Raw genomic sequence first — 26,290 nt, 5'->3', positions numbered from 1 at the left:
AAGATATATTCTGATAGATATAATATCCTCCTCGCTTAGTTGGTTTAACAATTACAGGTTGATTATTGAAATTGCAAATACCTTGCCAGTTTTAAGGCATTTTAAAATAGAAATATAAATCTTGGATAAGGACAAAAATTAATATATTGATTTCATGTTCAAATATGTCCTCTAAGACCCAATTCAATAACTCGTAGGTTTTGAATCTTAGCGTTATTGATTTCAAATTTCAGAAAAGTCCTGATTTTATGAAATCCATGATGACCATAAGCGCCAGGGTTCATATGAATGAGATTATTTTTTTTATCAGGCATGACTTTACAAATATGCGAATGACCACAAATGTAGAGATTGGGTTTTTCACTTAGGATGATATCACTCACTCTTTTAGTATACGTAGAAGGATAGCCTCCTATGTGTGTCATAAATACTTTCAGACCTTCACACTCAAATATGGAATTAAGAGGATATATTTCTTTCACTGATGCATCATCAATATTGCCATAAACAGCTCTGAATGTTGCCTTATTTTTGAATTCCTGAATGGAATCCAAATCTCCGATATCTCCGGCATGCCAGATTTCATCGGCATCATCTATATGAGGGATGAGTTCTGTATCAAAGTAAGAGTGATTGTCAGAAAGGAGTGTGATTTTTTTCATTTCATTCAAAAGCTAATGTACAAAGGCACTTTTTTTTGGTGGTTTTCTTTTTACCTGTATAATAAATGTCAACAGATTTTATATGTCCTCCGCCCATAATATCCATTATTTTGTAAGTACCTTCCCAGCTACAATCATACAGAATGACCTTAGAGCTTAAAGGGTAATTTTTGATCAGATCTCTGGATATAGCCAGAAAAGGCTCTTTTATCTTACTTGTCAGTTGGCCTGTAGCAGTTTTCCCTTTCAGTTTGTATGTGTACACCGTCACAGTGTCCGGAGTATTCCTTATTTCTTGACTAAATGTGTTTTCACTACTTAGTATATTATACAAAAATAAAATAAAAATCACAATTTGCCTTAATCCTTGCATACAAAACCTATTATTCTTAGAAATTAAATGTTCCTGTGAGAGACGGCGGAACTTTACCTACATGTTTATATGCTTTAGCTGTAGCTTCCCTTCCTCTTGGTGTCCTATGAATGTAGCCTTCCATGATCAGGAAAGGTTCATGAACTTCTTCTATAGTTCCGGCTTCTTCGCCAACAGCAGTTGCAATAGTAGAGATGCCTACTGGACCACCCTTGAATTTTTCAATGATAGTACTCAATATTCTATTGTCCATTTCATCAAGTCCACTTTCATCAACATTCAGTGCACTGAGCCCAAATCTCGCAATTTCTTTATCAACGGCACCACTTCCTTTTATTTGAGCGAAATCCCGGATTCTTCGTAACAAAGCATTTGCTATCCTTGGTGTTCCTCTGCTTCTCCTTGCTATCTCATGAGCACCTTCCTTGTCTATTTTGACACCGAGGATATCAGCACTTCGGTACAATATCTTTTCCAATGTTGCCACATCATAGTAGTCAAGTAAAAATGATATACCGAATCTTGCCCGCATAGGTGCCGTGAGTAAACCCATTCTGGTGGTCGCACCTACCAGAGTAAATGGATTAAGATTTATCTGAATACTTCTTGCATTCGGGCCACTATCTATCATAATATCTATGCGATAATCTTCCATAGCCGAATACAAATATTCCTCCACAACATTGTTGAGTCTATGGATTTCATCAATAAACAGTACGTCTCCTTCCTCAAGGCCTGTCAGTAGGCCAGCCAGATCTCCTGGTTTTTCAAGCACTGGGCCTGAAGTAAGTTTCATATTGGTTTCCAGCTCATTGGCAATAATATAGGATAATGTCGTTTTGCCGAGACCCGGTGGCCCGTGCAATAATACATGATCAAGAGCTTCACTTCGCAGTTTGGCCGCTTTGATGAATATGCTAAGGTTTTCTACAATTTTCGGCTGACCGTTGAAATCAAAGAGATCCTTGGGTCGGAGTGCTTTTTCGGCCTGCTTGTCTTCAGGCTTGAAGTGGGCTTGAGAAGGATCTAGATTTTGGTTCATGAGCACTGTTCCATATGCCTGTTAAGCTGAAAATGATGTCCCGCAACCACATGTGTCGGTCGCATTCGGGTTTTTAAAAGTAAATCCTCGGTTGTTCAAACCATCCACCCAATCTATTTCCATACCCAGCAGATATATCGAATGTGCTTTTTCCATAAAAACTTTCATACCATCTATTTCATATACATCGTCCTTTTCTTTTTGCACATCAAATCCCAGAACATAACTAAATCCTGAACAACCACCACCTTTTACTCCAATACGTAATCCGTGTTCGCCTCCTAAATTTTGCTCACTATATATCCTTTTTAATTGGTTTACAGCACCTTCTGTCAAATGTACAGGCTTTTTTACAATTGTACTCTCCATACTTTTTATGTTTTAAACAAAATAATATTCAGTTGGAATTAATTCTAATTTAAATTTCAAATTTGGAAGTAAACACTTTTTTAAAACAAATAGTTCAGAATAAAATAATATCTTTGGGAGTTCAAATATAATTGTAATTGTATTAATGTCAACCGACTTTTTAGAAATATTCAAATACACTCTGCCTTCTGTAATTGTATTTATTACGGTCTATTTTCTTTTGAAGACTTATTTGTCTCACATGCTTCAACTGGAAGTACAAAAACACCGCAGAGAAAGTAACAAAGAATCCCTATATCTCAAATTGCAGGCATACGAAAGAATTGCAATGTTTTGTGAACGTATATCACTGGATCATTTATATTACAGACTTTACCATGCTGATATGGGAGTACCCGAATTGCGCAACGCCATGCTTATAGCTGTACAGCAAGAGTATGAGCACAATGTGACTCAACAAATCTATATCAGCGAAAACCTTTGGAGTATTGTTAAAATTGCAAAAGATCAAACACAGGATATCATTTCGAGGAGTGAAGGTCATACACCGGCTGATTTTTTCAATGATTTAAAAAAGAGTTCCACATCAATGAAAATTGATCCGATTAATTATGCTAAGCAAGCTGTAAAAAGTGAAGTTGATGTTTTACTACCCAAATGATCATCAAATTTTAATTTCCTATCATGAAGAATAAATATTTTTTTGTTGTTTTCATTTTGACTTTTATATCCTGTTCCAGGCAATTTCATTTGGCTGATATTTCTACCAGGACATACAGAATTGAAAAAGCTTCTTTCCCTGTTGATGTTGAGGCAGCTGCCTTAATTGAACCCTATAAAATTCAGCTAGATAAGACAATGAATGAAATCATCAGTATCAATGAAGAAGAATTAGTAAAGGGAAAACCATCTTCCACATTGACCAATTGGTTTACAGATATTTTGTTGGCCGAGACACAAAATTATTACAACGGTCTAATCCATTTCGCCATTCAGAATTATGGGGGAATCAGAATACCTTTTCTGGCAAAAGGACATGTGACAGTAGGTAAAGTATATGAGTTGATGCCATTTGATAATATTATTTATATAGTGGTTATGAAAGGTGATAAAATTCAGTTGATGTGTGATAAATTGGCAGAATCAGGTGGCTGGCCTGTGAGCAAGGGGATTTATTTTGAAATTGCCTATGGTAAAGCCAAAAATATTAAAATAAATGACCAACCTATTGATTTAACAAAATCATATACAGTTGCTGTACCTGATTACATTGCCAATGGTGGTGACAATATGGATATGTTTAAAGATGCAGAAATCACCAATACGGGAATGTTCATCCGCGATTTAATTATGAAAAATCTCAAGGCAAATCACAAAAAAGGAATGACAATAAAACCCAATAATGAAAAAAGAATAGTAGAATTATGATCAACAGAAGAAGTTTTATAAAGTCAAGTATTGGTTCGGGTATTATTCTATCATTAGGCAATTTTCCTTTAAATGCATTTGTTGATGAACCTAATATATCAAAGTTGACCATATTACACACAAATGATGTTCATAGCCGCATCGAACCTTTTCCGATGGATGGTAGCAGGAATCAGGGCTTGGGAGGCGTTGCAAAGAGATCTACGCTTATCAACCAGATCCGCAAGGAAAGCAATAATGTTTTGTTGCTTGATGCCGGTGATATATTTCAGGGCACACCATACTTTAATTTTTTTGGTGGTGAACTCGAGATCAAGCTAATGTCAGAAATGCAATATGATGCCGCCACTATTGGAAATCATGATTTTGATGGAGGTATGGATGGTTTAGTGAAACAACTCCCACATGCCAGTTTTCCTTTTATCAATTCAAACTATAACTTTTCAGACACAGTTCTAGATCAGAAAACAATACCTTATAAAATATTTAAAAAGGATGGACTTAAGATAGGGGTATTTGGTCTGGGCATTGAGTTGTTTGGACTGGTTCCTTCAAGTCTTTGCAAAGGAGTTGTATATAATGATCCTGTAGAAAGTGCCGAAAAATGGGGTGAATTCCTTAAATTGGAAAAAAAATGTGATTATATCATCTGCCTTTCACATCTGGGGTACAAATATCAGGAAAATAAGATTTCTGATATACTGTTGGCTCAAAATACTTCTTATATTGATCTGATTATTGGTGGTCATACGCATACATTTATGAAAGAACCTGACAGATACAAAAACAAAAGAGGGATGCCGGTATTAGTGAATCAGGCCGGATGGGCAGGAATTCAATTGGGTAGAATTGATGTCTTTTTTGAAAAGAATAAAAAAGGTACTTGCGTAACTTGTAAAAACCTTTTTGTCGGTCAGTCTCAATAAAACATTTTTTCAATGAGATATCAATTATGGTAATATTTAAGATTTAATAATCTGATTTACAAACATTAGTGAAGTTAATATAATGTAATATATCTTATTGATTATGAACAGAATGGGTGTATGAAAAAATACTTGAAAAAATAGGTCTAACTAATTTTTTATATTGAAAAAATTGCTCACTTTTGCGCATCTCCCAAAATAAAATGATCCTCTATGTGTGATTGGATGGTGATTGTTGATATAGGTTTTACCGATTTGCTGGTAACTGAGTGATATTTTTTTAAATAGTTTTTATTTTTATTATAAATGGTAAAGGATCATACAATAATCTGGAAAGAGTGTCTCAATATTGTAAGAAAGAGCATTGATAATCAACCCTATAAAACTTGGTTTGAGCCAATAAAACCAGTTAAGTTTGAAAATGAAGTCTTAACTATCCAAGTCCCAAATAAATTTTTCTACGAATGGCTTGAAGAGCATTATGTGAGTTTGTTAAAAAAGGCAATAAGGCAGGAAATTGGGCATAATGGCAGATTAGAGTATCAAATCATGGTAGATAACCATAAAAAAATTGGTGTAGGTAATAGTCTGCCAAGAAAAATTAATGATGAAGAAACGGTTAGTACTTCCATTCCTAATCCTTTTGTTATACCTGGTATTAAAAAAGTCCGGATTGATGCACATTTAAACCCCAACTATACTTTTGATCAGTTTGTACAAGGAGAATGTAACAGGTTTCCTGTATCTGCAGGTGTTGCTATAGCAAAAAAACCAGGTGGTACTGCTTTCAATCCCCTGATTGTTTATGGTGATGTAGGATTAGGGAAAACTCATCTTATCCAAGCTATAGGCAACAAAATATTGAGTGATCACGCTGATAAACAAGTGATGTATGTGACTACTGAAAAATTTACAAATCAAGTCATTCAGGCTATAAAATCCAATAGTGTTAATGATTTTATGAATTTCTATCAAATGATAGATATCTTAATCATTGATGATATACAGTTTTTGGCAAACAGGCCCAAAACTCAGGAAATATTTTTTAACATATTTAATCAATTGCACCAGGCAGGAAAACAAATAATACTAAGTTCTGACAGACCTCCCAAAGATTTGCAGGATGTAGAAGCCCGCCTGATATCCAGATTTAAGTGGGGTTTGGTGGCAGATCTAAGAACACCAGACTTTGAAACCAGAATAAAGATTCTCAATAAGAAGATAGAAAATGAAAATCTGGTACTTTCAGATGAAATTAAAGAGTATATCTGTACTCATATCAAAAACAATATCAGGGAAATAGAAGGAGTGGTTATATCTTTGTTGGCACAATCATCTCTAAACCGAAGATCTATTGACATAAAATTAGTTAAAGAAGTTATCAGACAGTTTGTTTCACATGTAGATCAGGAGATTTCTGTTGAGAATATTAAAATTCTGGTAGCAAAACATTTTGATATATCTGTTGACAAATTAGGTTCAAAGACTAGGTTAAGGGAAGTGGTAATGGCAAGACAACTATCTATGTATCTGGCAAAAAACTATACCAATAACTCACTAAAAGTAATTGGAGATTCATTTGGTGGGAGGGATCATAGTACAGTGATACATTCATTAAAAACGATACAGGATTTGATGGACACAGACACTTTATTCAAAGATAAAGTATACCAATTGGTTAAAAAAGTTAAGACAAATCTGGTGAGCGTATAATTGTTGAAATTTATATAATAGTGGTTGAAGTGGTATACTATTCATCCATCTATAAGGGTAAACTCATATCCATTTCATCCTAAATTGAATTTTGAATATTAAAAAATTATTCATTCGCATAGTTAGTTTTGCAAATATATTATATCTTTGCGGCCTGAAATTTTTAAAATGAAATTTATACATTTTATAGTTTTAATTTCTTTCGCAGCAGTTGGTTGTAAAAACAAAGGTGAAACCACTTCACAGTCAGATGCGACACTCGAAGGAAAACTCAACTGGCTTACTGTTGAACAAGCAAGTGAGATTGGAACTACAGGTGGAAATAATAAAAAATTTTTGGTCGATGTATATACGGATTGGTGTGGGTGGTGCAAAGTGATGGATAAAAAGACTTTTACTGATCCTGCACTTATTGAATATTTGAATAAAAACTTCCATGTAGTGAAATTTAATGCGGAGCAAAAGGAGCCCGTCAGCTACAAAGGAAAAGCATATAATTGGGAACCAATGGGCAGAAATGGCATAAACGGTCTTGGAATAGAATTATTACAAGGCAGATTGTCTTATCCTACATTGGTATACCTTAATGAAAAATTAGAACCTATAACAATTTCTCCGGGGTATAAAAAACCTGAAGAACTAATGGCTGAATTACAAACTTTATAAGAAAGCCTTAGGATAGACGATTGGTTTAGTAGTTTCGGTTCTGATTTATATTTTATTATTGAGATATTAGCTCAGTTGGTTTAGAGCACTACCTTGACAGGGTAGGGGTCACTGGTTCGAGTCCAGTATGTCTCACCAAACTAAAGATAGATTTAAAGAAATATATCTGAATTTATTTTGTTTTAAATCACATAGTCTTATCTTTGCATCGCTTTTGAAGAAAAGTAAGTTTTGATAGCTCTTAAAGCAGTTTAGGATATATCAGGTGGGGTGGGTGAGTGGCTTAAACCAACAGTTTGCTAAACTGTCGTACTGGAAACGGTACCGGGGGTTCGAATCCCCCCTCCACCGCTTTCGAGTATGCAATAATCAAAAATATTATTGTTTAAAGGATAAATACGGGGCGTAGCGCAGTCCGGTTAGCGTATCTGCTTTGGGAGCAGAGGGCCGCAGGTTCGAATCCTGCCGCCCCGACATTTAAAGGGAGTCAATTTTGGCTCCCTTTTTAATTAAAGTCATTTCAAATGTTCATAGTTTATATACTGTATTCTGCTACTCTTGCTAAATATTACGTAGGCTATACATCTATGCCATTAGATGAAAGATTGAGTCGTCATCTTTGTGAACATGGGGGATTTACTTCAAAAGCAAAAGACTGGAAGGTTGTGCATTTTGAAAACTATCAAGAAAAAAGCGAAGCAATAAAAAAAGAATTGTACATCAAGAAACGAAATATCAAGAAATATTTAAAAGATGAAGGATTAATTATCAACTAAGTCAAAGGATTGTTATTTTGATAAAAAATATTTTTGGATTAATCCGGTTAGCGCATCCCGTTAGGCGGGAGGGTCGCAGGTTCGAATCCTGCCGCCCCGACATTTAAAGGGAGTCAATTTGACTCCCTTTTTTAATTTAGGTTATTTGAAATGTTTTGAATAATTCGAATCCTACTGTTGTTCCAAGTGGTTTCGGCGTTAATACATTGCCTTTACGTTGGTCTGTTTAAAAAATATATAATAAGATTTTGTCTATATGTGGGAAACTCTATATCTTTTTTCCAGATGACAGACCGAGATACCTTATATAAACATCGGTCATACCACTTGTTTTTATATGTTTGAAGTCATTATTGGTCAATGCTTTGATGGATGGTAAATTATCTTTGTTTACAGTGGCGAACAATGTTTTTAGTTTCAGGATTTCAAATGCGAATTTTGAAATTCCGGAGATGGCTTCTGACCCATATCCATTATTCCAATAGGGTTCACCTATCCAATATCCTATTTCTGCCTCATCAGTATTATTTCTGATATTTATGCTTATTTCACCAATGAATTTGTCATTGTCTCGGCAAACAATAGCAAAGACAAACCTTTGCCTAGTTTTAAAACCTTCAACTACATAGCTCAATCTATGCACAGCGTTGAATTCTTGAAAAGGATATGGGATATTGACTATTTGTTGACTTATATTTCTATTATTGGCCAAATCTACCAATGCTTCAAAATCGTCTACCGTTAATTGTCGGAATTTGAGCCTTTTTTTTATGAGTATTGGAAATACCAGCATTATTATCCATTTTTCTGTACAAAGTTAATAAAATTTATTGCGGGTTAAACTTTCTACCATAAGATATGTCCAATTGGATAAAGTTCAATATTGATATAAAAAATGGCTCTGTTAAAATATATATATGATAAGAAAAATGTAGGTAAGTGCGCTCAGTTACCTGTTTCAATTCGAAGACGGTGGTTGAGCGCAACGGAGTGGAGCCGAAACCACATGCTAAAAACTTATTTTCTTAGACAGGTTTCATGAAGTATGGAGGAAATCTCCTCTATTTGTATCTAAATATCAGAATTATTACTATTAATCATATATTAAAAATAACACAGCCTAAAAAATTTAAAATGAGATACTTACTGAATCCTTTGATCTTTGTGTTCATTTTCTTCAACTATGGATGTTTTGCACAGAAACAAGTTGTTAAAAAGTTTCCATATGCAGCTTCAGGATTGACTGAACGGCAGGCTGCAGAACATCTTTTAAGCAAGTTTACTTTTGGGGTGCGTGATAAGGATATAGATGCTGCTATTAAAATGGGGCTTGAAAATTGGTTTTTTACACAATTGGATGGTAATATAGCAGATCCTGATTTGGACAAAAGACTAAGTTCTTTCCCTGGATTAAAAATGTCAAATAAGGAACTTGTCAATACATATTCGTTAGGGGCTCAATTGAGAAAAAGGGCGATAGATGAAGGACTGGTTTCAAAGGAAGATGTAACGGATGAAAATAAAGAAAAATTGCGAGAGATTTACCGGGAGCTTAAACTAAAGCATGGGGTAAGTAGCGCAAAAGAACTTGAAAATCAAACCATCCATCAGAAGATTGTAAGGGCAGTGTATAGCCAAAATCAAATACATGAAATCCTTACTGATTTTTGGTTCAATCATTTTAATGTTTTTATGGGCAAAAATCAGACATCACGATTTGTGCTTTCCTATGAAAGAGATGCTATAAGACCTCATGTAGTTGGGTATTTTAAGGATATGCTAATTAGTACCGCGCAGTCACCTGCCATGCTGACATATCTGGACAATTTTTTAAGTATGGCAGAAAATGAAGATGGTTTTGCCAAGAGAAAAATGAATAAAAAATCCAGTGGATTGAATGAAAACTATGCTCGTGAAATCATGGAACTGCACACTTTAGGTGTTGATGGTGGATACACTCAGGATGATGTCAGGAATGCTGCCAAGATTCTCACTGGATGGACCATTTATCCTATGGGTGATGAAGCAAATAATAAATTGGTTAAGTTTTTAGACAGAATAGGAGAGGACAGGCTTGTATCTCAAGGTTTTGTACATCATGGAGATTTCCTTTTTGTACCCAACAGGCATGAAAAAGGACAAAAAATAGTGTTGGGAGTATCTTATGATCAGGGAGGTTATGATGAGGGACTACAATTACTTGATAATTTGGCAAAACACCCTTCTACTGCACGGTTTATATGTCAAAAATTAGCTACAAGATTTACAAATGATCGGCCGGATGAAACATTGATTAAACATCTTTCTGAAGTCTTTATACATTCAGGTGGAAATATAAGAGAAGTTCTGTCGAAATTGGTGTATCACGAGTCTTTCTGGAATAAAAATGCAATACACCAAAAAATAAAATCACCTTTTGAGTATACAATCAGTGCGATGAGAATTTTACAAGTTGAAATTCATAACCCGGCACCCATATCAAATTGGATAACAAAGATGGGGCAAAAACTCTATAATTATCAAGCACCCACCGGTTTTCCCGATCAGGGCAAATACTGGATCAATACCGGATCATTGCTCAACCGAATGAACTTTGGATTGGATCTGGCAAATGGTAAGATAAGAGGAATTTCATATGATCCTGAAAAATTACTCCAAAATCAGGAACCGGAATCAGTTGAGGATGCCATATTTAAGATTGGAAAACGATTGTTGCCGGAAAGAAATATACAATCTACCGTAGAAAGATTGACACCATTGGTCAGTGATCCGTCTTTTTCTGAAAAAGTAAACAAGGCTGCCGGTACTGATCAGGAAAAATCTGATGAAGGAATGGATGAAGTAAGTCATAAAAATATGGCTGAAATTACTGAGAATTCAAAAATTACACATGTGTTGGGAATGCTTATTGGGTCACCGGAATTTCAAAGAAAATAAAATGGAAAACAGAAGATTATTTTTAAAAAAAGGTGGTGTAGCCATTTTGGGTTTAGGTATTGCGGGTATACCGGATTTTGTAAGAGCGGCCGTCCTTGATCAAAAAAGAATATCAAAAAATAAGATACTGATATGTATCTTCCAACGTGGTGCTATGGATGGTCTGATGGCTGTGACTCCTTTTAATGACATACACTTAAAAAATGCTCGTCCCGGCATTTTTATGGAAGCCGGAAATGGAAAACCCTTAATAGATCTGGACAATACATTTGGGTTGCATCCGGGATTCAGAGATTTTGAATCAGTATTTCGGTCAAAAAATCTGGCTGTCATACACGGAATGGGCTCGCCAAATAAGACCCGCAGCCATTTTGATGCCCAGGATTATATGGAAAATGGAACACCATTTCACAAGGGCACTCGCGATGGTTGGCTCAATAGACTCCTCAATCAAAAAAAATTAAGCCATAACACCTTTAGTGGAGTAAGTTTAACATCTAGCCTGCCTAAATCGTTTTATGGCGACTTTCCATGTCTTGCTGTTCGGGATTTTAATGATTTCAAACTAAAAGGAGGCGCGGGGAAAATCAGTTTGAAACAATCAGCAGAGAGTTTTGAAGAGTTATATGACCTTACGACCGATGAACTTCAAAAACAAACGTCCAAAGAGTCCTTTGAAGCTATAAAAATGGTGGAAAAGCTCAATTTTAAAAACTATTCACCTTCTTCAGGCTCAAAATATCCGGTTTCGCCGTTGGGAACCTCCTTGAAGCAGATAGCTCACCTGATCAAATCTGATGTAGGCCTGGAAGTAGCATTTGCAGAAAGCAACGGTTGGGATACACATTTTAATCAGGGGACTGATTCAGGTATTTTTGCCAGAAATGCCAATGATCTCAGCAAATCTGTGATGGCTTTGTGGAATGATTTAGGTACTTATCAAGATGATGTGGTGATCATGACGATGACGGAGTTTGGACGCACGGTAAAACAAAACGGTACCAATGGAACAGATCATGGAAGGGCTTCCTGTAGTTTTGTGATTGGAAAAAACATTGCAGGGGGAAAGGTTTATCATAAGATGTCAGATTTATCTGCTGAAAATCTTGAAGATGGCAGAGACCTTCCGGTGACCATAGACTTCAGATCAGTGTTCAATGAAGTTGCTGAAAAACATATGAAAGTATCTATACCAGACATTTTATTCCCTGACTGGCATGGAGGCAATCTTTCCTTTATAACATAAGTAAAATAATCGCTTTAGCCTGATTGACGCCATTTCCAACCAACAAAATCATATTTTCACAGGATAATCATGGGCTTTTAGTCACCTGCATTTATTTAATCTGAATTTTCCACTGATGTATTTAAATTCTGATTTAAAGCTGCCATTGATATGCATATACTCCAAAGCAAAACTTCCTTCAAGAATGGATGAGTCTTGATTTACCCCACTAAGGGTTATATAGTTTGACTTTGAAAGAGTATCTTCAAAAATTAACCTATGGCTTATAAGTCCATTTGTATCTACAATCCCAAAACCAGGGTGTGGAATACTATAATGTCCTGAATTTCTAAAAAAAATTGTATCATAGACATTTTTAAATCCTAAATTACCCCAAACATCTGATCCTAGACTAAGATAGGCATACGACTTGCAACTATCATAAGGCAATACTGCATCGAAACCAACAAAAAAATAATTTTTATAACCTGTTCCAACATCTGATCTGAACTTTTTGGCTTTCCAGGATTTACCATTAATTTTCCCTTCCAGATAAATTGAATCTGTTGGAATACATTTTAGAATAGAATTCCCACTTCCGGTAAAGCAGACATCAGCTACAACTTCTTCTGATTGTTTGCGACATGAAAATAGGACAAATAATAATATAAAAAATATAAATATTGAATCCTTCATGATCAATTCTATTGAATTAGCTATATATGTTCTATTACAAAGATAAGATTAATTTAATTACATTTGTTCAATATTTTAAAATTTAATCAAAGTGTTCTGATGAAAAAGATAAAACAAAGTATGGATATCAATGCTGCGCCTGAGACAGTCTGGAGAGCTGTTGTATCCCGCGAACATTACAATTCATGGACTAAAGTATTTACATCTACATCCCATTTTGAAGGTGGCTAGAATAAAGGTGACAAAATCAGATTTCTTGCTTATAATAAAGATGGCAAACTTGATGGTATGGTTTCGGAAATAGCAGAGTCTGATTTTCCCAGGTTTATTTCAATCAGGCATCTTGGCTATATATACAATGGAGTAGATGATACTGAAAGCGAAGAAATTAAAAGTTGGGCTCCATCATATGAAAATTATACTTTGACACGAACAGAAGAAAATTATACTATATTTGAAATCGAGATGGATGTAACTGACGACTATTATGACATGTTTATGAGGTTGTGGCCTCTTGCATTAAACGAGTTAAAATCAACATCAGAAAATATGTAGTGAACAGAAAATATTCTGTAAAAAATTTGAATCATAATATATTGTAAATTAAATAATTATGATTGTAAATTTTCGCAATCAATTTTCTGTTTGGTATGAATGAACATCAAGTTAACAATACCTGATTTTGAAAAGTCAGGAGGGTTTTATAATAGCAGGAAACCAATCTATCAAATAAAATGTAAATATTTTTTAGTGGAAGTAAAACTTGGTCATAGTGTTTTTCATATAAATAATCATTTTGGAAAATGAAGTTATTAAAATACAATGTCGTTTAGTTAAGGCTATATTATGAAGTCCTTCCCTTCAAAGGGCTACCGTTTGCACATATCTTAGGTGGAGTTTGATTCTGAACCCTTCTTTATAAAATAAATACTATTTTTCATGAATTACGTTCAAATGCCAAGCGTTGCGAGTAACCCTTCCATTTTTAGGGAAGGGTCGGGGATGGGTAAATACAATTAAAAAGTGGCACTTTTCTCATAAAAATTTTCAAATATTTATCATGCCGGAACTTTCATACTTATGTGCAAAAGGAAGCTTCTAAGGGAAGGATTTAGGATAGGTAAAAACAAGTAAAAATACTTTATCTAAACGACATTGATTTTTAATTTCTTGATTTAGTGAAGTATCCTAAAAGTTAGGAGTTTAAGGGTGGGACGTCCTTTATAGGGAATGAGTGTAGCGGGCAGTTTAAACAATTTCAGCGCAAAAATGGGACGAACCCAAAGAAAGGTTGTTTTCTTTATTAAACCATGAAGGTTATGGCTTCTATGCTTCATTTTGGGATTACTATAAAACTTTTTAATCGGGGACAAACACGTAAAAAAATACAAAGTACTCTTTGATACCCATTCTCTTAAAATTTATCTGGTTGTTTTGAATCAAATGTCTATTTTTACCCTTCAAACCACAAAGCATATGATATTTAGATCCGCATTGATTGTATTCATTTTGTTAAATTTTGGGAAAAGCTTTAGTCAGAAAAAGCCTGCACAATATGTAAATACCTTTATAGGCACTGGTGGTCATGGGCATACTTACCCCGGAGCAACTGTTCCTTATGGCATGGTTCAACTGAGTCCTGATACCAGAATTGAAGGATGGGATGGATGCGGAGGATACCATTATGACGATAACTATATATACGGTTTTTCGCACACGCACCTGAATGGAACAGGTGTACCGGATCTTTGTGATATTCTGGTGATGCCCGGCAGCGGCGAACCAGTATGGAATAATGGGTTCAAGTCAAAACCCGGATATGGTTCTTCATTTTCACATACAAGTGAAAAATCCAGTCCGGGATTTTATTCTGTTATGCTGGAGGACTATAACATCAAAGCGGAATTGACTGCCACAAAGAGGGTAGGATTACATAGATACACTTTTCCAAAAAGTGACAAAGCAAAGATACTATTTGACCTCCAACACAGAGATGAAGTACTTGAATCAAGTATTAAAGTAGTAAGTAATACCAGAATACAAGGATTGAGAAGGTCAAGTTCATGGGCACAAGATCAGTATATATATTTTGTTGCTGAATTTTCGAAACCATTTTCCAGCTATAAAATAGCAGTAAATGATCAGGAAGTATCCGATGTTACTCAAAAGGAAAATGAAAAAAACATCAAAGCAGTATTTCATTTTTTAACTTCTGATGACGAAAAAATTTTGGTAAAAGTGGGCATTTCTGCCGTAAGTTTTGAAGGTGCATCACTAAATTTAAAAACTGAGTTACCGCATTGGGATTTTGAAAGGGTGAAAATGGATGCGGATAAGGCATGGCATAAAGAACTGTCCCGAATTCAGGTGGATGGAGGCTCTGAAGACAAAAAGGTCATATTTTATACTGCACTATATCATGCCATGATCAATCCTAATATTTTTATGGATGTTGATGGGAAATACAGAGGCAGAGACCTGGGAATTCATCAGGCCAAAGGATTTGATAATTATACTATCTTCTCATTGTGGGATGTTTATCGGGCCTGGTTTCCTTTGATGTCCATTATTGACAGGAAAAGATACCTCGATTATATGCAAACTTTTTTAGTACAATATGAACATGGTGGCCTTTTGCCGGTATGGGAACTTCACGGAAATGAAACCAATTGTATGATTGGGTATCATGCCATACCCCCGATGGTGGATGGATATGTAAAGGGAATCAAGGGATTTGATCCACAAAAGGCATTGGAAGCCATGAAAAAAGTGCCATAAGACCAGATCATACAGGATTGGCAGCACTTGATAAAAAAGGGTTTGTGTCACTTGAAGATGAAGTGGAGAGTGCTTCCAAAACTCTGGAATATGCTTATGATGACTGGGCGATTGCGATGTTTGCCAAATCGTTGGGTAAGGAGAAAGACTATGAATATTTTTTAAAGAGAGGGCAGAATTATAAAAATCTATTTGATTTTTCTACCGGTTTTATGCGTGCCAGATCAAATGGTGGCTGGTTTAATCCGTTTGATCCATTTGAAGTGAACTTCAATTATACTGAAGCCAATTCATGGCAGTACAGTTTTTCGGCAGTTCAGGACATCACAGGGTTTATACAACTACATGGAGGAAAACAGAATGTGGCAAAAAAACTGGATGAATTGTTTTCAGTAAATTCTGCCATTTCAGGTCGCCATCAAAGTGACATCACTGGCCTGATAGGGCAGTATGCTCACGGAAATGAACCCAGTCATCATATGGCTTATTTGTATCCTTTTGTGGGCCAATCTTGGAAAACTCAACAAAGAGTACATCAGATCATGCAAGAAATGTACACGACAAAGCCTGATGGTCTGTCGGGAAATGAAGATTGCGGGCAGATGTCTGCATGGCTGATTATGAGTGCTATGGGATTCTATCCTGTGACACCAGGGACTGACGACTACATTATAGGAACCCCATGGTTTGAGAAGGTCACAATCAATCTTGAGAATGGGAAAAAATTCATCATCAATGCTAAAAATATTTCAGATCAAAATTATTATATCAGTTCTGCAATGTTGAATGGAAGACGATATGATAAGTCTTACATCAAACATCAACAGATAATGAATGGTGGGAATCTGACTTTTTATTTAGCTTCCACACCTAACAAAAACTGGGGCAATGGCCCTGGAAATGAACCTGTGAGCACTATAGCTGATCATTTGATAATACCTTCTCCTTCTGTCAAAGAAGCATCCAAATCATTTAGAGGGACAAAGGTCATCGAACTTATTGCCCAACCAAATGCAAAAATTTTTTATAGAATAGGAGATGGAAAAACTGATGGCGAATATGTTCAGTACACCGCACCTTTTGAAATCAATGTTACCTGCTCTGTTGATTTTTATGCTTTGGCCGATGGATTGAAAAGCAATGTGATTACATCAGAGTTTGTAAAAATGCCTGATAACAAAGATATTTCCTTAAAATATTTACCACAAAATCAGTATTCTTCAGGCGGAGCTTCAAATCTCATTGATGGTATACGATGTGCAGCCGATTTTAGGATCAATGGATGGTTAGGTTTTGAAAAAAACAATCTTGAAGCCATCATAGATCTCAGGTCAAAAAGGAAGTTTCTGTATTTGGTGCCGGTTTTATACAGGACAACAATGCATGGGTTTTTTATCCTACCAAAACTGAGTTTTTTGCTTCAGACGATGGTGTGAGTTATACCAAAATAGGAGAAGTGGTTAATAATATTTCTCCTTATAAAGACGGGATTATGCTGCAAATGTTTGAATTACCTGAAACAAAGGTAAGCACCAGGTTTGTCAAAGTAATAGGGCATAATATTGGGCATTGTCCTCCCGGGCATAAGGGACTTGGAGCACCTGCATGGTTATTTGCTGATGAAATAATTATAAAATAAGTACCATAAAAAACCGATTGAATAAACAGGTGGAAAAATTTCTGACAATAATGATGAAGGTAATAAAAATCAAAGAACGAGTGCACTCCCTCCATTTTAAGGGAGGGTTGGCGTGGGTAAATTTAGAGGAATCGATTATCGTTAAAGGAAAAATGAGGACTTGCTTACTTTTATGTTATTTGATTACGAGCCTGTATGGACTTGCGCAAAATAATTTGCAATTTAAGATAGATTCAATAGTAAATCATTCAATATATAAGGATGTTAAGTTGGGGATATCTGTCAGGGATGCTGAATCAGGTGAAATTCTTGCTGATGTCTACAAGGATATGATGATGATACCGGCATCTTCGCTAAAATTAATTACAACCCTGTCATCATTAGATATTCTGGGTAATGATTTTCAGTATGAAACTAGGGTTTCCTATGATGGCATCTTGCATGACAATGGAATATTGGAAGGGAATGTATATATCGAAGGTTCCGGCGATCCATCACTGGGCTCTGAGAGAATACCTGGAGTATTGTCCACATCATTATTGTTATCAAATATAGTTCAGGATATTAAAAAAGCCGGCATTTTATGTATAGAAGGTAAAATTATCGCAGATGCTTCATCTTTTGCATGCCAACCCGTTTCTCCTTCGTGGCATTGGTCTGATTTGGGCAATTATTACGCAGCAGGGGCATGGGCATTGAATATTCATGAAAACTCCTATAATTTATGGTATGAATGTGACGGCCCTGTCGGTGCTTTAACCAAAATTGCATATTATGAACCCCACATTCCTGACCTGGCTTTTGAAAATGATGTCAGAATCGGTAAAGCATATACAGGTGACAATGCGTACATCTTTGGTGGCCCTTATACCAATATAAAAAAGGTCACGGGTACTTTGCCTAAGGGAAAATCCTTGTATAAAATCCGAGGTTCTATGCCTGATCCCACCCACTTTTTTACCTTCAGCCTGAAGAAAGAACTGGAGAAAAACAATATGGGAAGTGACACAGTATTTACACTTTTGCAACCTGATCAATACAAATATACCCGGAAAGAGATCAGCAACTATAGGTCCCCTGATCTGAAAACCCTGGTGAAATACACTAATGAATCGAGCATAAATCTATATGCTGAGAGTATTTTACGCACCCTTGGTCTTAAGGAATTCCATGATGGATCTGATTCGGCGGGTATTGCAGCTATAAAGAAGCAACTTTTTTCTTTTGGTTTTGATGAATCTTCTTTTACGCTGGATGATGGAAGTGGATTGTCCACAAAAAATCAGGTGAGTGCAGATCTTCTGAGTAGATTTTTAGTTCAATTTTTGAAGAGTAAAGATAGAGCTCTTGTAAAAGAAATCATCCCTTCGGTCGGCGAACGTGGAACGGTAAAACGCTTGCTGGTCAACTCTGAAGCAAAAGGGAAGATATGGGCAAAATCAGGTTCAATGAATAATGTACTGTCTTATACAGGATATTGTGAAACTGAATCGGGTAGATTTATAGCGTTTTCTATCATTTTGAATACTCATGATGCTCATGGTAAACAACCGAGGAGGGGAGAATTAGAAAAAATTTTGGAGGCTATTTACAAATTTTGTTAACTTGGGGCAAATTTTGACAAAAAGGATGTTTTACCTTTCAAAAATAAAACTATATATTGTTTTTTTTGCAATCCTTTCTTTGGGTTGTAAAGACAATAATTTTAATTTTAAGCCATCTGAAGTCAGTGAATCAAGGCCCATAGATGACAATGATACAGATAACGAAGAAAATAGTGTAAATGTAGGACGGGCCATATGGCAGAAACCCGGGATGGTCATCGACAGGCTGGGGGATATTTCAGATAAAACTATAGCTGATATTGGAGCAGGAACAGGATATTTTTCTTTGAAATTGGCATACAAGGCTAAAAAGGTCATTGCTGTAGAAATCGAACCGGAACTATTGCTATATATAGATTCATCAAAAGTAAAATTACCCGAAGACAAAAGAAAAAGAATCGAAACCAGATTGGCCTCAGCTGACAACCCTAATTTGCATGCGGAAGAGGCAGACATAATTTTGATTATCAATACAATAGCTTATATTGAAGATATTCCAAAGTATCTTATGACTTTAAAAAAAGGGCTTAAAATGGATGGGATCATCATGGTGATTGATTATAAAATGAAGAGATTACCCATCAACGCTCCTCCGAAAACAGAAAGGGTTTATCTCGATAAGCTCGAAGATATGTTTATAGATGCAGGATATAAAATTATAAAAACTGATGATACATCTCTGGATTACCAATACATTTTAAAAGTTCAAAAAGTTTAATTACCATTTATTTTAATAGTTATGACCAATCTCTCAACATTAGACATTAGCATCATTATCGCTTGGATAGTAGGCTTGCTGGCATTCGGTATTTATATTTCGGTGACGAGCAAAAAGGAAACATCTTCAGATTATTTTCTGGCATCCAACTCATTACCATGGTGGGCTGTAGGAGGTTCACTCATAGCCGCCAATATTTCTGCGGAGCAGTTTATAGGTATGTCAGGGTCAGGTTACGTAGTAGGATTGGCTATCGCCTCCTATGAATTAATGGCTGCAATAACGTTGATCATAGTTGCAAAATATTTCCTGCCCATATTTATCAAGAAAGAAATATATACCATGCCACAATTCCTTGAAAAAAGATTTGATGGAAGAGTAAGAACAGGGTTGGCCTTCTTTTGGGTATTGTTATTTGTATTTGTCAATATTACTTCAGTATTGTATCTTGGATCATTGGCGTTGCAATCTATAATGGGCATTCCGCTTCTATATGCTATCATAGGCCTGGCAATTTATTCAGGTACTTATGCTGTCACCGGAGGTCTCAGAGCAGTAGCACTGACTGATGTTATACAGGTTCTTGCTTTAATATTGGGTGGTCTTGTAGCGACATATATGGTTTTACAAGCAGCAGGAGGTGGGGTTTTTTCCGGGATGGCGGCTTTGATCGAAAAAGCACCTGAAAAATTTGATATGATACTTGATAAATCCAATCCGGAGTATATGAATTTGCCAGGTATCAGTGTACTCATAGGAGGCATGTGGATTGCCAATCTGTACTATTGGGGCACCAATCAGTATATCATCCAGAAAGCCTTGGCCAGCAAGAGTCTGGATGAATCTCAGACTGGTACTGCAGCTGCTGCATTGGTAAAAGTCATTTTACCAATGATAGTAGTTATACCAGGTATTGCTGCATATGTGCTTAGTGCAGATATCTCAAAACCGGATGAAGCATATCCCTGGGTTATTACCAATTATGTTGGTTGGGGATTTAAAGGTATTGCTATCGCTGCATTAATAGCGGCAATCGGGTCTTCTGTTGCGGCTATTGTTAATTCTGCGAGTACAATTTTTACCTTGGATATATATCGCCCTTTATTCATGAAAAGAGATGTAGAAAGAAAACAAATCCTTACCCCTCTTGAAAATAATAGCAGTCAGCTCACAGTGAAAGAAGAGCACCATTTGGTAAATGTTGGTAAAATTTCAGGATTGATTTTCCTCATCATCGGAGTGATCATCGCCCCATCATTAGGCAATTTGCAACAAGCTTTCCAGTTTATACAGGAATTTACCGGGTTTATCAGTCCAGGAGTCTTAGCCATCTTTATTTTGGGATTATTTTGGAAAAAAACATCGACCAATGCAGCTTTTGCAGGTGTGATCATTGCCATTCCACTTTCATTTGCATTTAAATATTTGACTCCTGCTATTCCATTTATGGACAGAATGGGCTTATGTTTTCTGTTGATTTCTGCGATCATGGTGGCTATATCATTGTATGAAAATAAAAATAATGACCCTAAAGCCATATATTTTGATACTGACTTATTCAAAACAAGTACTAGGTTTAATATAATTTCATTAATTGTTATTCTGGCAGTGGCATCTATCTATATTGTATTCTGGTAGAGATAGACGGTTAATACGTAGTTGGATTGGGTGGCTTTTCTCAAACGTAGCTTGCCAAGCTCTTTAGAGCCTGCCAAGTTACGTTTAGGAATGAAGGTAGCGGGCAGTTTAGACAATTTTAGTGCAAAAATGGGATACACCCAAAAATATCGGGTTTATGAATTTATTAAAAATCATTATCGTCGGTGCTATTGCCGGGATATTCCTGAATTATTCACTCTCAGGACAAAAGAACCTCACTTTTCTGGCATTGGGTGATTCGTATACCATTGGAGAAGGTGTGCCTGTTTTTGATAATTTTCCATACCAAGCTGTAAAGCTATTGCGCCAAAAAGGTATAAAAATCAATGCCCCTGAAATAGTGGCCAAAACTGGATGGACTACCGACGAATTGATCAATGGCATCGAAAATTATCAACTTCTGAAAAAATATGATTTGGTAACATTATTGATAGGTGTCAATAATCAATACAGAGGTCGGAATGTTGATGAGTATGGAATTCAATACAAAAAGCTGCTCGATAGTGCTGTAAAGTTTGCCGGCGGTAAAAAGGAAAGAGTTCTAGTGCTAAGCATTCCGGATTGGGGTGTGACGCCTTTTGCAGAAGGAAAAGATCGAAGTAAAATTGCAACTGAAATAGATCGGTATAATGCTGTCAAGGAGAAAATCACTAAAGAAGCCGGAGTAGTATTTATCAGTATCACGGAAGGAACCAGAGAAGCTTCCGGTGATATCAGCTTACTGGCCAAAGATAAATTACATCCTTCAGGAAAAGAATATAAAAGATGGGCAGAAAAAATTGTTCAATTGTTTAGATAAGAGCGGACAAAATGTTGAGATCAGTGCTCTGGTTAGATAATAAGTTAAATTAAGTAAGTACCATAAAAAACGTGAAAAAATAAATAATCAGATAGATTAGAATTAGGGTCAAATTATTTTTAGGTTTTATTTATTTACGCAATACTTCTCATATTCAAAGTGTGAATTTGTTCCCTTCATTTCAAGGGAGGGTAAGGGTGGGTAAAATTAAATTAAGTACAGTAAAAAAGCCATTGTTTAAACAGGCTTAAACATTTTTTATACAAGGTGCCATTACATAATAGACCAAAAGTCCTTCCATTTTAAGGATGACTGAATGGTTGCATAGCAAATTGAGTGAACGGATTCACTCAATAATGAAGGAACCACAAACGTCGGCTTGTGGACACATTTAGGATGGGTAAATTTAGAGGAATAAAAATTCCTTTTGTTTTACAACAACCAAAGGACGGAAAAATGAATTTTACAGCGATTTATTGAAAAAATGGACTACACCCAAATTACTTTATGGTTAGGATTTCTACATCTACTAAACTATACATCCAGTCATCTACATTGGTGCCGTTGAGAACAAACTTTCCGGTCAATGTCGCATTAGCATCCATTTTGAGTTTTCCCGGTTCCCCTTTCCAGACCAAGCCCAATACAGTTTCAGGACCTGCTTTCCCACAAAAAAAACAAGCTGCATAAGTGTTTTTACTCAACGCCCATGTGGTTTTGTCAACAGGAACAAGATATCCTTTGATGATCACAGTTTTGCCATGAAGTTTTTTTATTTCTTTTGGAAATGTTGGAAGGTATACAGTGCCATAAGTGTCATGAGGCGACTCCTTATATTCCACATTGTTGAGTATGGCCCAAGTAACAGTATCTTTACCTGCATGTGCACCACGGACAGAAAGAGAAAATAACAATAAAAATAAAACAAAAAAACTACCTTTTTTCATTACTAAGAAAATATTAAACTAAGAGTATGTTTCTAATACGATTTCTAATACGATTTTTAAGTTGATTTTGTTTCCTGAAAGTTGTTTATATTACGTTAAAATTTTCAACTCAGGACAAAACTACAGTCATGTTTTCTTCATCGCACAGATTGGCTTTAATGTTTTCATGAACAGTAGTTGCTAATGAAAGCCCAACATAATCCACCTTAACGGGAAATAGTTTGTGTTTTCTGTCTACGAGCACAGCAACTTCAATTTTTGCCAAAAGATGGTCCAAAAACACCTTAAAAGCATAAAAGATAGTTCTCCCCGAATTGGCTACGTCATCTACAATAATTACGGTTTTATTTACTTCTTCAGGTATCAATGGATCGATTTCAACAGGAGTAGATAATGGTTTGGCTGGGTTGATCTTAATCCTTGTTAATATGATTTTTTTGGATGTGATAGTTGTTAGAGAAGCACATATCAATTCGGCAAATCTGTAACCATTATTATTAATCCCTGCCATTACGATCATTTCTTCATTTTCATTATTTTCAAGAATTTCATAAGAAAGACGTGCTATTTTGTGTTTTATACGATACTGGTCCAGAACTACCATAATAATATAGAATTATTTAAGATGGCAAATGTAGTGAAAAAGAATTAATTTGTAACTTGCGGCTTTATTAATACTTTTGAATGAATATGCAACAACTACTTTTTATTGTACTCGCAGGCTCAGCGGGATATCTTGCTTTCAAAGGATACAAAAGAATATATCAGAATATTTTATTGGGCAAATCTGCTCCATTGTCGGGAAGGGCATCTGACAGATGGTCCAATGTATTATTAGTGGCTTTTGGCCAAAAAAAAATGTTTAAAAACTGGATACCTGCGATATTTCATTTATTTATTTACGTAGCCTTTTTGTTTACTCAGATAGAATTATTTGAAATTATGATCGACGGAGTTTTCGGAGTTCACAGGTTTTTTGCACCCATTCTGGGGGGATTGTATACTTTTATCATCAGTTGTATTGAGGTTTTATCGTTTCTTGCATTGATAGCCACCGTAGTATTTTTATATAGACGTAATTTGCTCAAAGTTCCTCGTTTGGTCAAATCTGAATTAAATGGCTGGCCGAAATTGGATGCCAATCTCATACTTATCGGCGAATTGCTATTGGTATCAGGTATTTTTACAATGAATGGTGCTGACTCTGTCTTGCAAATGAGGGACAGTATACACTATCCATCTACAGGAAATCTGGCCATAAGTTCATGGTTGGGACCATTTTTATTTGGATCACTGGATACAGTACTTCTTCAGATGGTCGAAAGAGCGGGGTGGTGGCTTCATCTTATGGTAGTACTGGGTTTTATAGTTTATTTACCATATTCCAAGCACCTTCATATATTTCTTGCATTCCCCAACGTATACATCAGTAATTTGAATTCAAGAGGTAAGATGCAAAATATGCCGGAGATCATGAATGAAGTAAAATCTATGCTGGGTATGGAAGCCACAACCAATAGTGAAGCATATTCTGAAATTCCGGACTTTGGTGCCAAAGATGTTTTTGACCTTTCATGGCAAAATATCATGAATGCCTACACATGCACAGAATGCGGAAGGTGTACAGCCGTGTGTCCGGCCAATATTACCGGTAAAAAGTTGTCACCACGAAAAATCATGATGGACATCCGTGACCGGACCGAAGAAGTCGGTAGAAATATGGCTTCCGGTGATATGAAATATGCCAAAAATAAAGAAAATTCAGTCCCAGTTACTTTAGATGCTCAAAATTACGATGATGGAAAATCTCTATTTGATTATATCTCAAGAGAGGAAATTCATGCTTGTACTTCATGCAATGCATGTGTGGAAGTTTGTCCGGTACTGATCAATCCATTAGAGCCTATTTTGAATTTAAGACGCTATGAAATATTATCCGAATCCGCAGGCCCTCACGAATGGGTACAACTTTTTAATGCTATGGAAAATGGTGGTTGCGTGTGGCAGATACCTGCTGAAAGAGAAGCGTGGAGGCATGAGTTAACATAATTATTATAGTCATTTATTAATGGCATTAATTTTATTTGAAAATAGTGAAGATTCCATTTTTTTTAAAAAAAAATAATAAAATGTCCGAGCCATGATGGTAAAAACAATGTCCGAAGTTACAACGGAAGGAATTAATGTAGATATTCTGTTTTGGGTTGGTTGTGCAGGGAGTTTTGATGCCAGAGCGCAACGGGTTACTAAAACCATGTGCCAGCTGCTCGAAAAAGCAGGGATGTCTTTTGCTATACTGGGAAATGAAGAAATGTGCACCGGTGATGCGGCACGGAGAGCAGGTAATGAGTTTATTTTTCAGATGCTGGCTTTACAAAATATCAACACCCTCAACATGTATGCAGTCAAAAAGATCGTGACTGCCTGCCCCCATTGTTTGAATACTCTTAAAAATGAATATCCCGAACTAGGGGGAAACTATGAAGTAGTACATCACACACAACTGCTTAATCAATTGATAACCGAAGGAAAACTAAAAGTGGAAAGAGGTAGTTTTAAGGGTAAAAAGATTACTTACCATGATTCTTGTTATTTGGGTCGGGTCAATGGCGAATATGATGCTCCGCGATCGATTTTGTCTGCATTGGATGTTGATTTGGCAGAAATGAAAAGAAGCAAAACCAACGGCCTTTGTTGCGGAGCCGGCGGTGCTCAGATGTTCAAAGAAGATGAACCCGGCAACAAGAAGATCAATGTGGAAAGAGCAGAAGAAGCGATCAGCATGAATCCGGAAATCGTGGTTGGCAACTGCCCATTCTGCATCACTATGCTCGCTGATGGTATGAAGGCCAAAGATAAAGAAGATCTTATCATGGTGATGGACATATCTGAGTTGATCCTCCAAGATGTCAAAAACTAATAATCGTATCATTACTCTGACAAAGCCATAAAAATTGAGTTTGTTGCTTCTTTTTTTGACATTTGATGAAATTTATCTCTCCTAAAAAGCGACAATGCCAAAAATCAAAGAACGAATCTAACTCCCTCCATTTTAAGCTTCTAAGGGAAGGATTTAGGATGGGTAAAAACAAGTAAAAATACTTTATCTAAACGACATTAAAAATGAAGTTATTGATTCTACTTTGTCACCTTCAAAAATCTAAGTCATTTACACTTTCATTTCAATGTAATCAACCGGAAACCTAATAATTTTTGATATTTAAAGATAAATGGGTAAATTAGGGTCACAACTGTTGGGTTAACCCAACAGTTTTCCAATTAAACGGAAAGTCCGTATAATTCGACAAAGTAGAATTAAAATACAAAACCGTT

26 protein-coding genes and 3 tRNA genes are annotated in these 26,290 nt (G+C 35.9%); 21 read left to right on the top strand and 8 right to left on the bottom strand.

The window, feature by feature from the left end; genetic code table 11:
- Nucleotides 1-158: 158 nt before the first annotated feature.
- The 4 genes from IPK35_15000 to IPK35_14985 are packed head-to-tail and all read right to left on the bottom strand — an operon-like array spanning nt 159 to nt 2,446.
- Nucleotides 159-662 carry a metallophosphoesterase family protein gene (locus IPK35_15000; protein MBK8054527.1) on the bottom strand — a complete coding sequence of 168 codons (504 nt, stop codon included), beginning with the start codon at nt 660-662 and terminating at the stop codon, nt 159-161.
- 1 nt (nt 663) lies between these two features.
- Nucleotides 664-1,035 carry a hypothetical protein gene (locus IPK35_14995; GenBank protein MBK8054526.1) on the bottom strand — a complete coding sequence of 124 codons (372 nt, stop codon included), beginning with the start codon at nt 1,033-1,035 and terminating at the stop codon, nt 664-666.
- A gap of 16 nt (nt 1,036-1,051) precedes the next feature.
- Nucleotides 1,052-2,077, bottom strand: coding sequence for a Holliday junction branch migration DNA helicase RuvB (gene ruvB, locus IPK35_14990; GenBank protein MBK8054525.1), 1,026 nt, complete (start codon nt 2,075-2,077; stop codon nt 1,052-1,054).
- A gap of 21 nt (nt 2,078-2,098) precedes the next feature.
- Nucleotides 2,099-2,446, bottom strand: coding sequence for an iron-sulfur cluster assembly accessory protein (locus tag IPK35_14985; protein ID MBK8054524.1), 348 nt, complete (start codon nt 2,444-2,446; stop codon nt 2,099-2,101).
- A 241-nt stretch (nt 2,447-2,687) separates the two neighbouring features.
- Between IPK35_14985 and IPK35_14980 the strand changes: the two genes are divergently transcribed.
- The 9 genes from IPK35_14980 (at nt 2,688) to IPK35_14940 (ending at nt 7,955) form a co-directional block, all read left to right on the top strand.
- The gene (locus IPK35_14980) at nt 2,688-3,107 is read left to right on the top strand and encodes a hypothetical protein (protein ID MBK8054523.1); all 420 of its coding nucleotides are present in this window, start codon (nt 2,688-2,690) and stop codon (nt 3,105-3,107) included.
- A 23-nt stretch (nt 3,108-3,130) separates the two neighbouring features.
- Nucleotides 3,131-3,874: a 5'-nucleotidase C-terminal domain-containing protein gene (locus tag IPK35_14975; GenBank protein MBK8054522.1), complete on the top strand. Its 744-nt coding sequence runs from the start codon at nt 3,131-3,133 to the stop codon at nt 3,872-3,874.
- Entirely contained in the window at nt 3,871-4,800 is a 930-nt protein-coding gene (locus tag IPK35_14970; GenBank protein ID MBK8054521.1) for a metallophosphatase, read from the top strand. The genes IPK35_14975 and IPK35_14970 overlap by 4 nt, the downstream gene beginning before the upstream one ends.
- A gap of 306 nt (nt 4,801-5,106) precedes the next feature.
- A complete protein-coding gene (gene dnaA / locus IPK35_14965) occupies nt 5,107-6,513 on the top strand; it encodes a chromosomal replication initiator protein DnaA (GenBank protein ID MBK8054520.1) in 1,407 nt (468 codons plus the stop codon).
- Nucleotides 6,514-6,681: 168 nt separating this feature from the next.
- Nucleotides 6,682-7,179, top strand: coding sequence for a thioredoxin family protein (locus tag IPK35_14960; GenBank protein ID MBK8054519.1), 498 nt, complete (start codon nt 6,682-6,684; stop codon nt 7,177-7,179).
- A 60-nt stretch (nt 7,180-7,239) separates the two neighbouring features.
- A tRNA-Val gene (locus tag IPK35_14955) sits at nt 7,240-7,317 on the top strand.
- Nucleotides 7,318-7,443: 126 nt separating this feature from the next.
- A tRNA-Ser gene (locus tag IPK35_14950) sits at nt 7,444-7,530 on the top strand.
- 48 nt (nt 7,531-7,578) lie between these two features.
- A tRNA-Pro gene (locus IPK35_14945) sits at nt 7,579-7,653 on the top strand.
- A 50-nt stretch (nt 7,654-7,703) separates the two neighbouring features.
- Nucleotides 7,704-7,955, top strand: coding sequence for a GIY-YIG nuclease family protein (locus tag IPK35_14940; GenBank protein ID MBK8054518.1), 252 nt, complete (start codon nt 7,704-7,706; stop codon nt 7,953-7,955).
- 268 nt (nt 7,956-8,223) lie between these two features.
- Here the strand turns inward: IPK35_14940 and IPK35_14935 are convergent, their stop codons facing one another.
- Complete coding sequence (locus tag IPK35_14935) at nt 8,224-8,748, bottom strand: GNAT family N-acetyltransferase (GenBank protein MBK8054517.1); 525 nt, start codon at nt 8,746-8,748, stop codon at nt 8,224-8,226.
- 341 nt (nt 8,749-9,089) lie between these two features.
- Between IPK35_14935 and IPK35_14930 the strand changes: the two genes are divergently transcribed.
- Nucleotides 9,090-10,892 (top strand): DUF1800 domain-containing protein, encoded by a 1,803-nt coding sequence (locus IPK35_14930; protein ID MBK8054516.1) that lies wholly within the window; start codon nt 9,090-9,092, stop codon nt 10,890-10,892.
- A 1-nt stretch (nt 10,893) separates the two neighbouring features.
- On the top strand, nt 10,894-12,138 hold the full coding sequence (locus tag IPK35_14925; protein ID MBK8054515.1) for a DUF1501 domain-containing protein: 1,245 nt from the start codon (nt 10,894-10,896) through the stop codon (nt 12,136-12,138).
- Nucleotides 12,139-12,219: 81 nt separating this feature from the next.
- On the opposite strand, the gene IPK35_14920 is transcribed toward IPK35_14925, so the two are convergent.
- Nucleotides 12,220-12,813: a hypothetical protein gene (locus IPK35_14920; GenBank protein ID MBK8054514.1), complete on the bottom strand. Its 594-nt coding sequence runs from the start codon at nt 12,811-12,813 to the stop codon at nt 12,220-12,222.
- A 288-nt stretch (nt 12,814-13,101) separates the two neighbouring features.
- Here IPK35_14920 and IPK35_14915 point away from each other — a divergent pair, with 288 nt between their 5' ends.
- From IPK35_14915 to IPK35_14880, 8 genes are all read left to right on the top strand, one after another.
- Nucleotides 13,102-13,368: a hypothetical protein gene (locus IPK35_14915; GenBank protein ID MBK8054513.1), complete on the top strand. Its 267-nt coding sequence runs from the start codon at nt 13,102-13,104 to the stop codon at nt 13,366-13,368.
- A gap of 921 nt (nt 13,369-14,289) precedes the next feature.
- Entirely contained in the window at nt 14,290-15,591 is a 1,302-nt protein-coding gene (locus IPK35_14910; protein MBK8054512.1) for a GH92 family glycosyl hydrolase, read from the top strand.
- A 17-nt stretch (nt 15,592-15,608) separates the two neighbouring features.
- Nucleotides 15,609-17,027: a glycoside hydrolase family 92 protein gene (locus IPK35_14905; protein MBK8054511.1), complete on the top strand. Its 1,419-nt coding sequence runs from the start codon at nt 15,609-15,611 to the stop codon at nt 17,025-17,027.
- Complete coding sequence (locus IPK35_14900; protein MBK8054510.1) at nt 17,024-17,230, top strand: hypothetical protein; 207 nt, start codon at nt 17,024-17,026, stop codon at nt 17,228-17,230. Before IPK35_14905 ends, IPK35_14900 begins: the two co-directional genes overlap by 4 nt.
- 215 nt (nt 17,231-17,445) lie before the next feature.
- The gene (gene dacB / locus IPK35_14895; protein ID MBK8054509.1) at nt 17,446-18,834 is read left to right on the top strand and encodes a D-alanyl-D-alanine carboxypeptidase/D-alanyl-D-alanine-endopeptidase; all 1,389 of its coding nucleotides are present in this window, start codon (nt 17,446-17,448) and stop codon (nt 18,832-18,834) included.
- Between the two features lie 25 nt (nt 18,835-18,859).
- Nucleotides 18,860-19,552, top strand: a complete 693-nt coding sequence (locus IPK35_14890) for a class I SAM-dependent methyltransferase (protein MBK8054508.1) — start codon at nt 18,860-18,862, stop codon at nt 19,550-19,552.
- Nucleotides 19,553-19,573: 21 nt separating this feature from the next.
- Nucleotides 19,574-21,190 (top strand): sodium/solute symporter, encoded by a 1,617-nt coding sequence (locus IPK35_14885; protein ID MBK8054507.1) that lies wholly within the window; start codon nt 19,574-19,576, stop codon nt 21,188-21,190.
- 157 nt (nt 21,191-21,347) lie between these two features.
- A complete protein-coding gene (locus IPK35_14880) occupies nt 21,348-22,010 on the top strand; it encodes an SGNH/GDSL hydrolase family protein (GenBank protein ID MBK8054506.1) in 663 nt (220 codons plus the stop codon).
- A gap of 500 nt (nt 22,011-22,510) precedes the next feature.
- On the opposite strand, the gene IPK35_14875 is transcribed toward IPK35_14880, so the two are convergent.
- Nucleotides 22,511-22,957, bottom strand: coding sequence for a hypothetical protein (locus tag IPK35_14875; GenBank protein ID MBK8054505.1), 447 nt, complete (start codon nt 22,955-22,957; stop codon nt 22,511-22,513).
- A 109-nt stretch (nt 22,958-23,066) separates the two neighbouring features.
- Nucleotides 23,067-23,561 carry a phosphoribosyltransferase gene (locus IPK35_14870; protein MBK8054504.1) on the bottom strand — a complete coding sequence of 165 codons (495 nt, stop codon included), beginning with the start codon at nt 23,559-23,561 and terminating at the stop codon, nt 23,067-23,069.
- Between the two features lie 80 nt (nt 23,562-23,641).
- On the opposite strand from IPK35_14870, the gene IPK35_14865 reads away from it, so the two are divergent.
- Nucleotides 23,642-25,006 carry a 4Fe-4S dicluster domain-containing protein gene (locus IPK35_14865; GenBank protein ID MBK8054503.1) on the top strand — a complete coding sequence of 455 codons (1,365 nt, stop codon included), beginning with the start codon at nt 23,642-23,644 and terminating at the stop codon, nt 25,004-25,006.
- A 91-nt stretch (nt 25,007-25,097) separates the two neighbouring features.
- Nucleotides 25,098-25,877 carry a (Fe-S)-binding protein gene (locus IPK35_14860; protein MBK8054502.1) on the top strand — a complete coding sequence of 260 codons (780 nt, stop codon included), beginning with the start codon at nt 25,098-25,100 and terminating at the stop codon, nt 25,875-25,877.
- Nucleotides 25,878-26,290: the final 413 nt, after the last annotated feature.

The sequence above is a fragment of the Saprospiraceae bacterium genome (genome assembly GCA_016713025.1).
Lineage (GTDB): Bacteria > Bacteroidota > Bacteroidia > Chitinophagales > Saprospiraceae > OLB9.
This window is presented reverse-complemented; position numbering and strand designations above follow the sequence as displayed.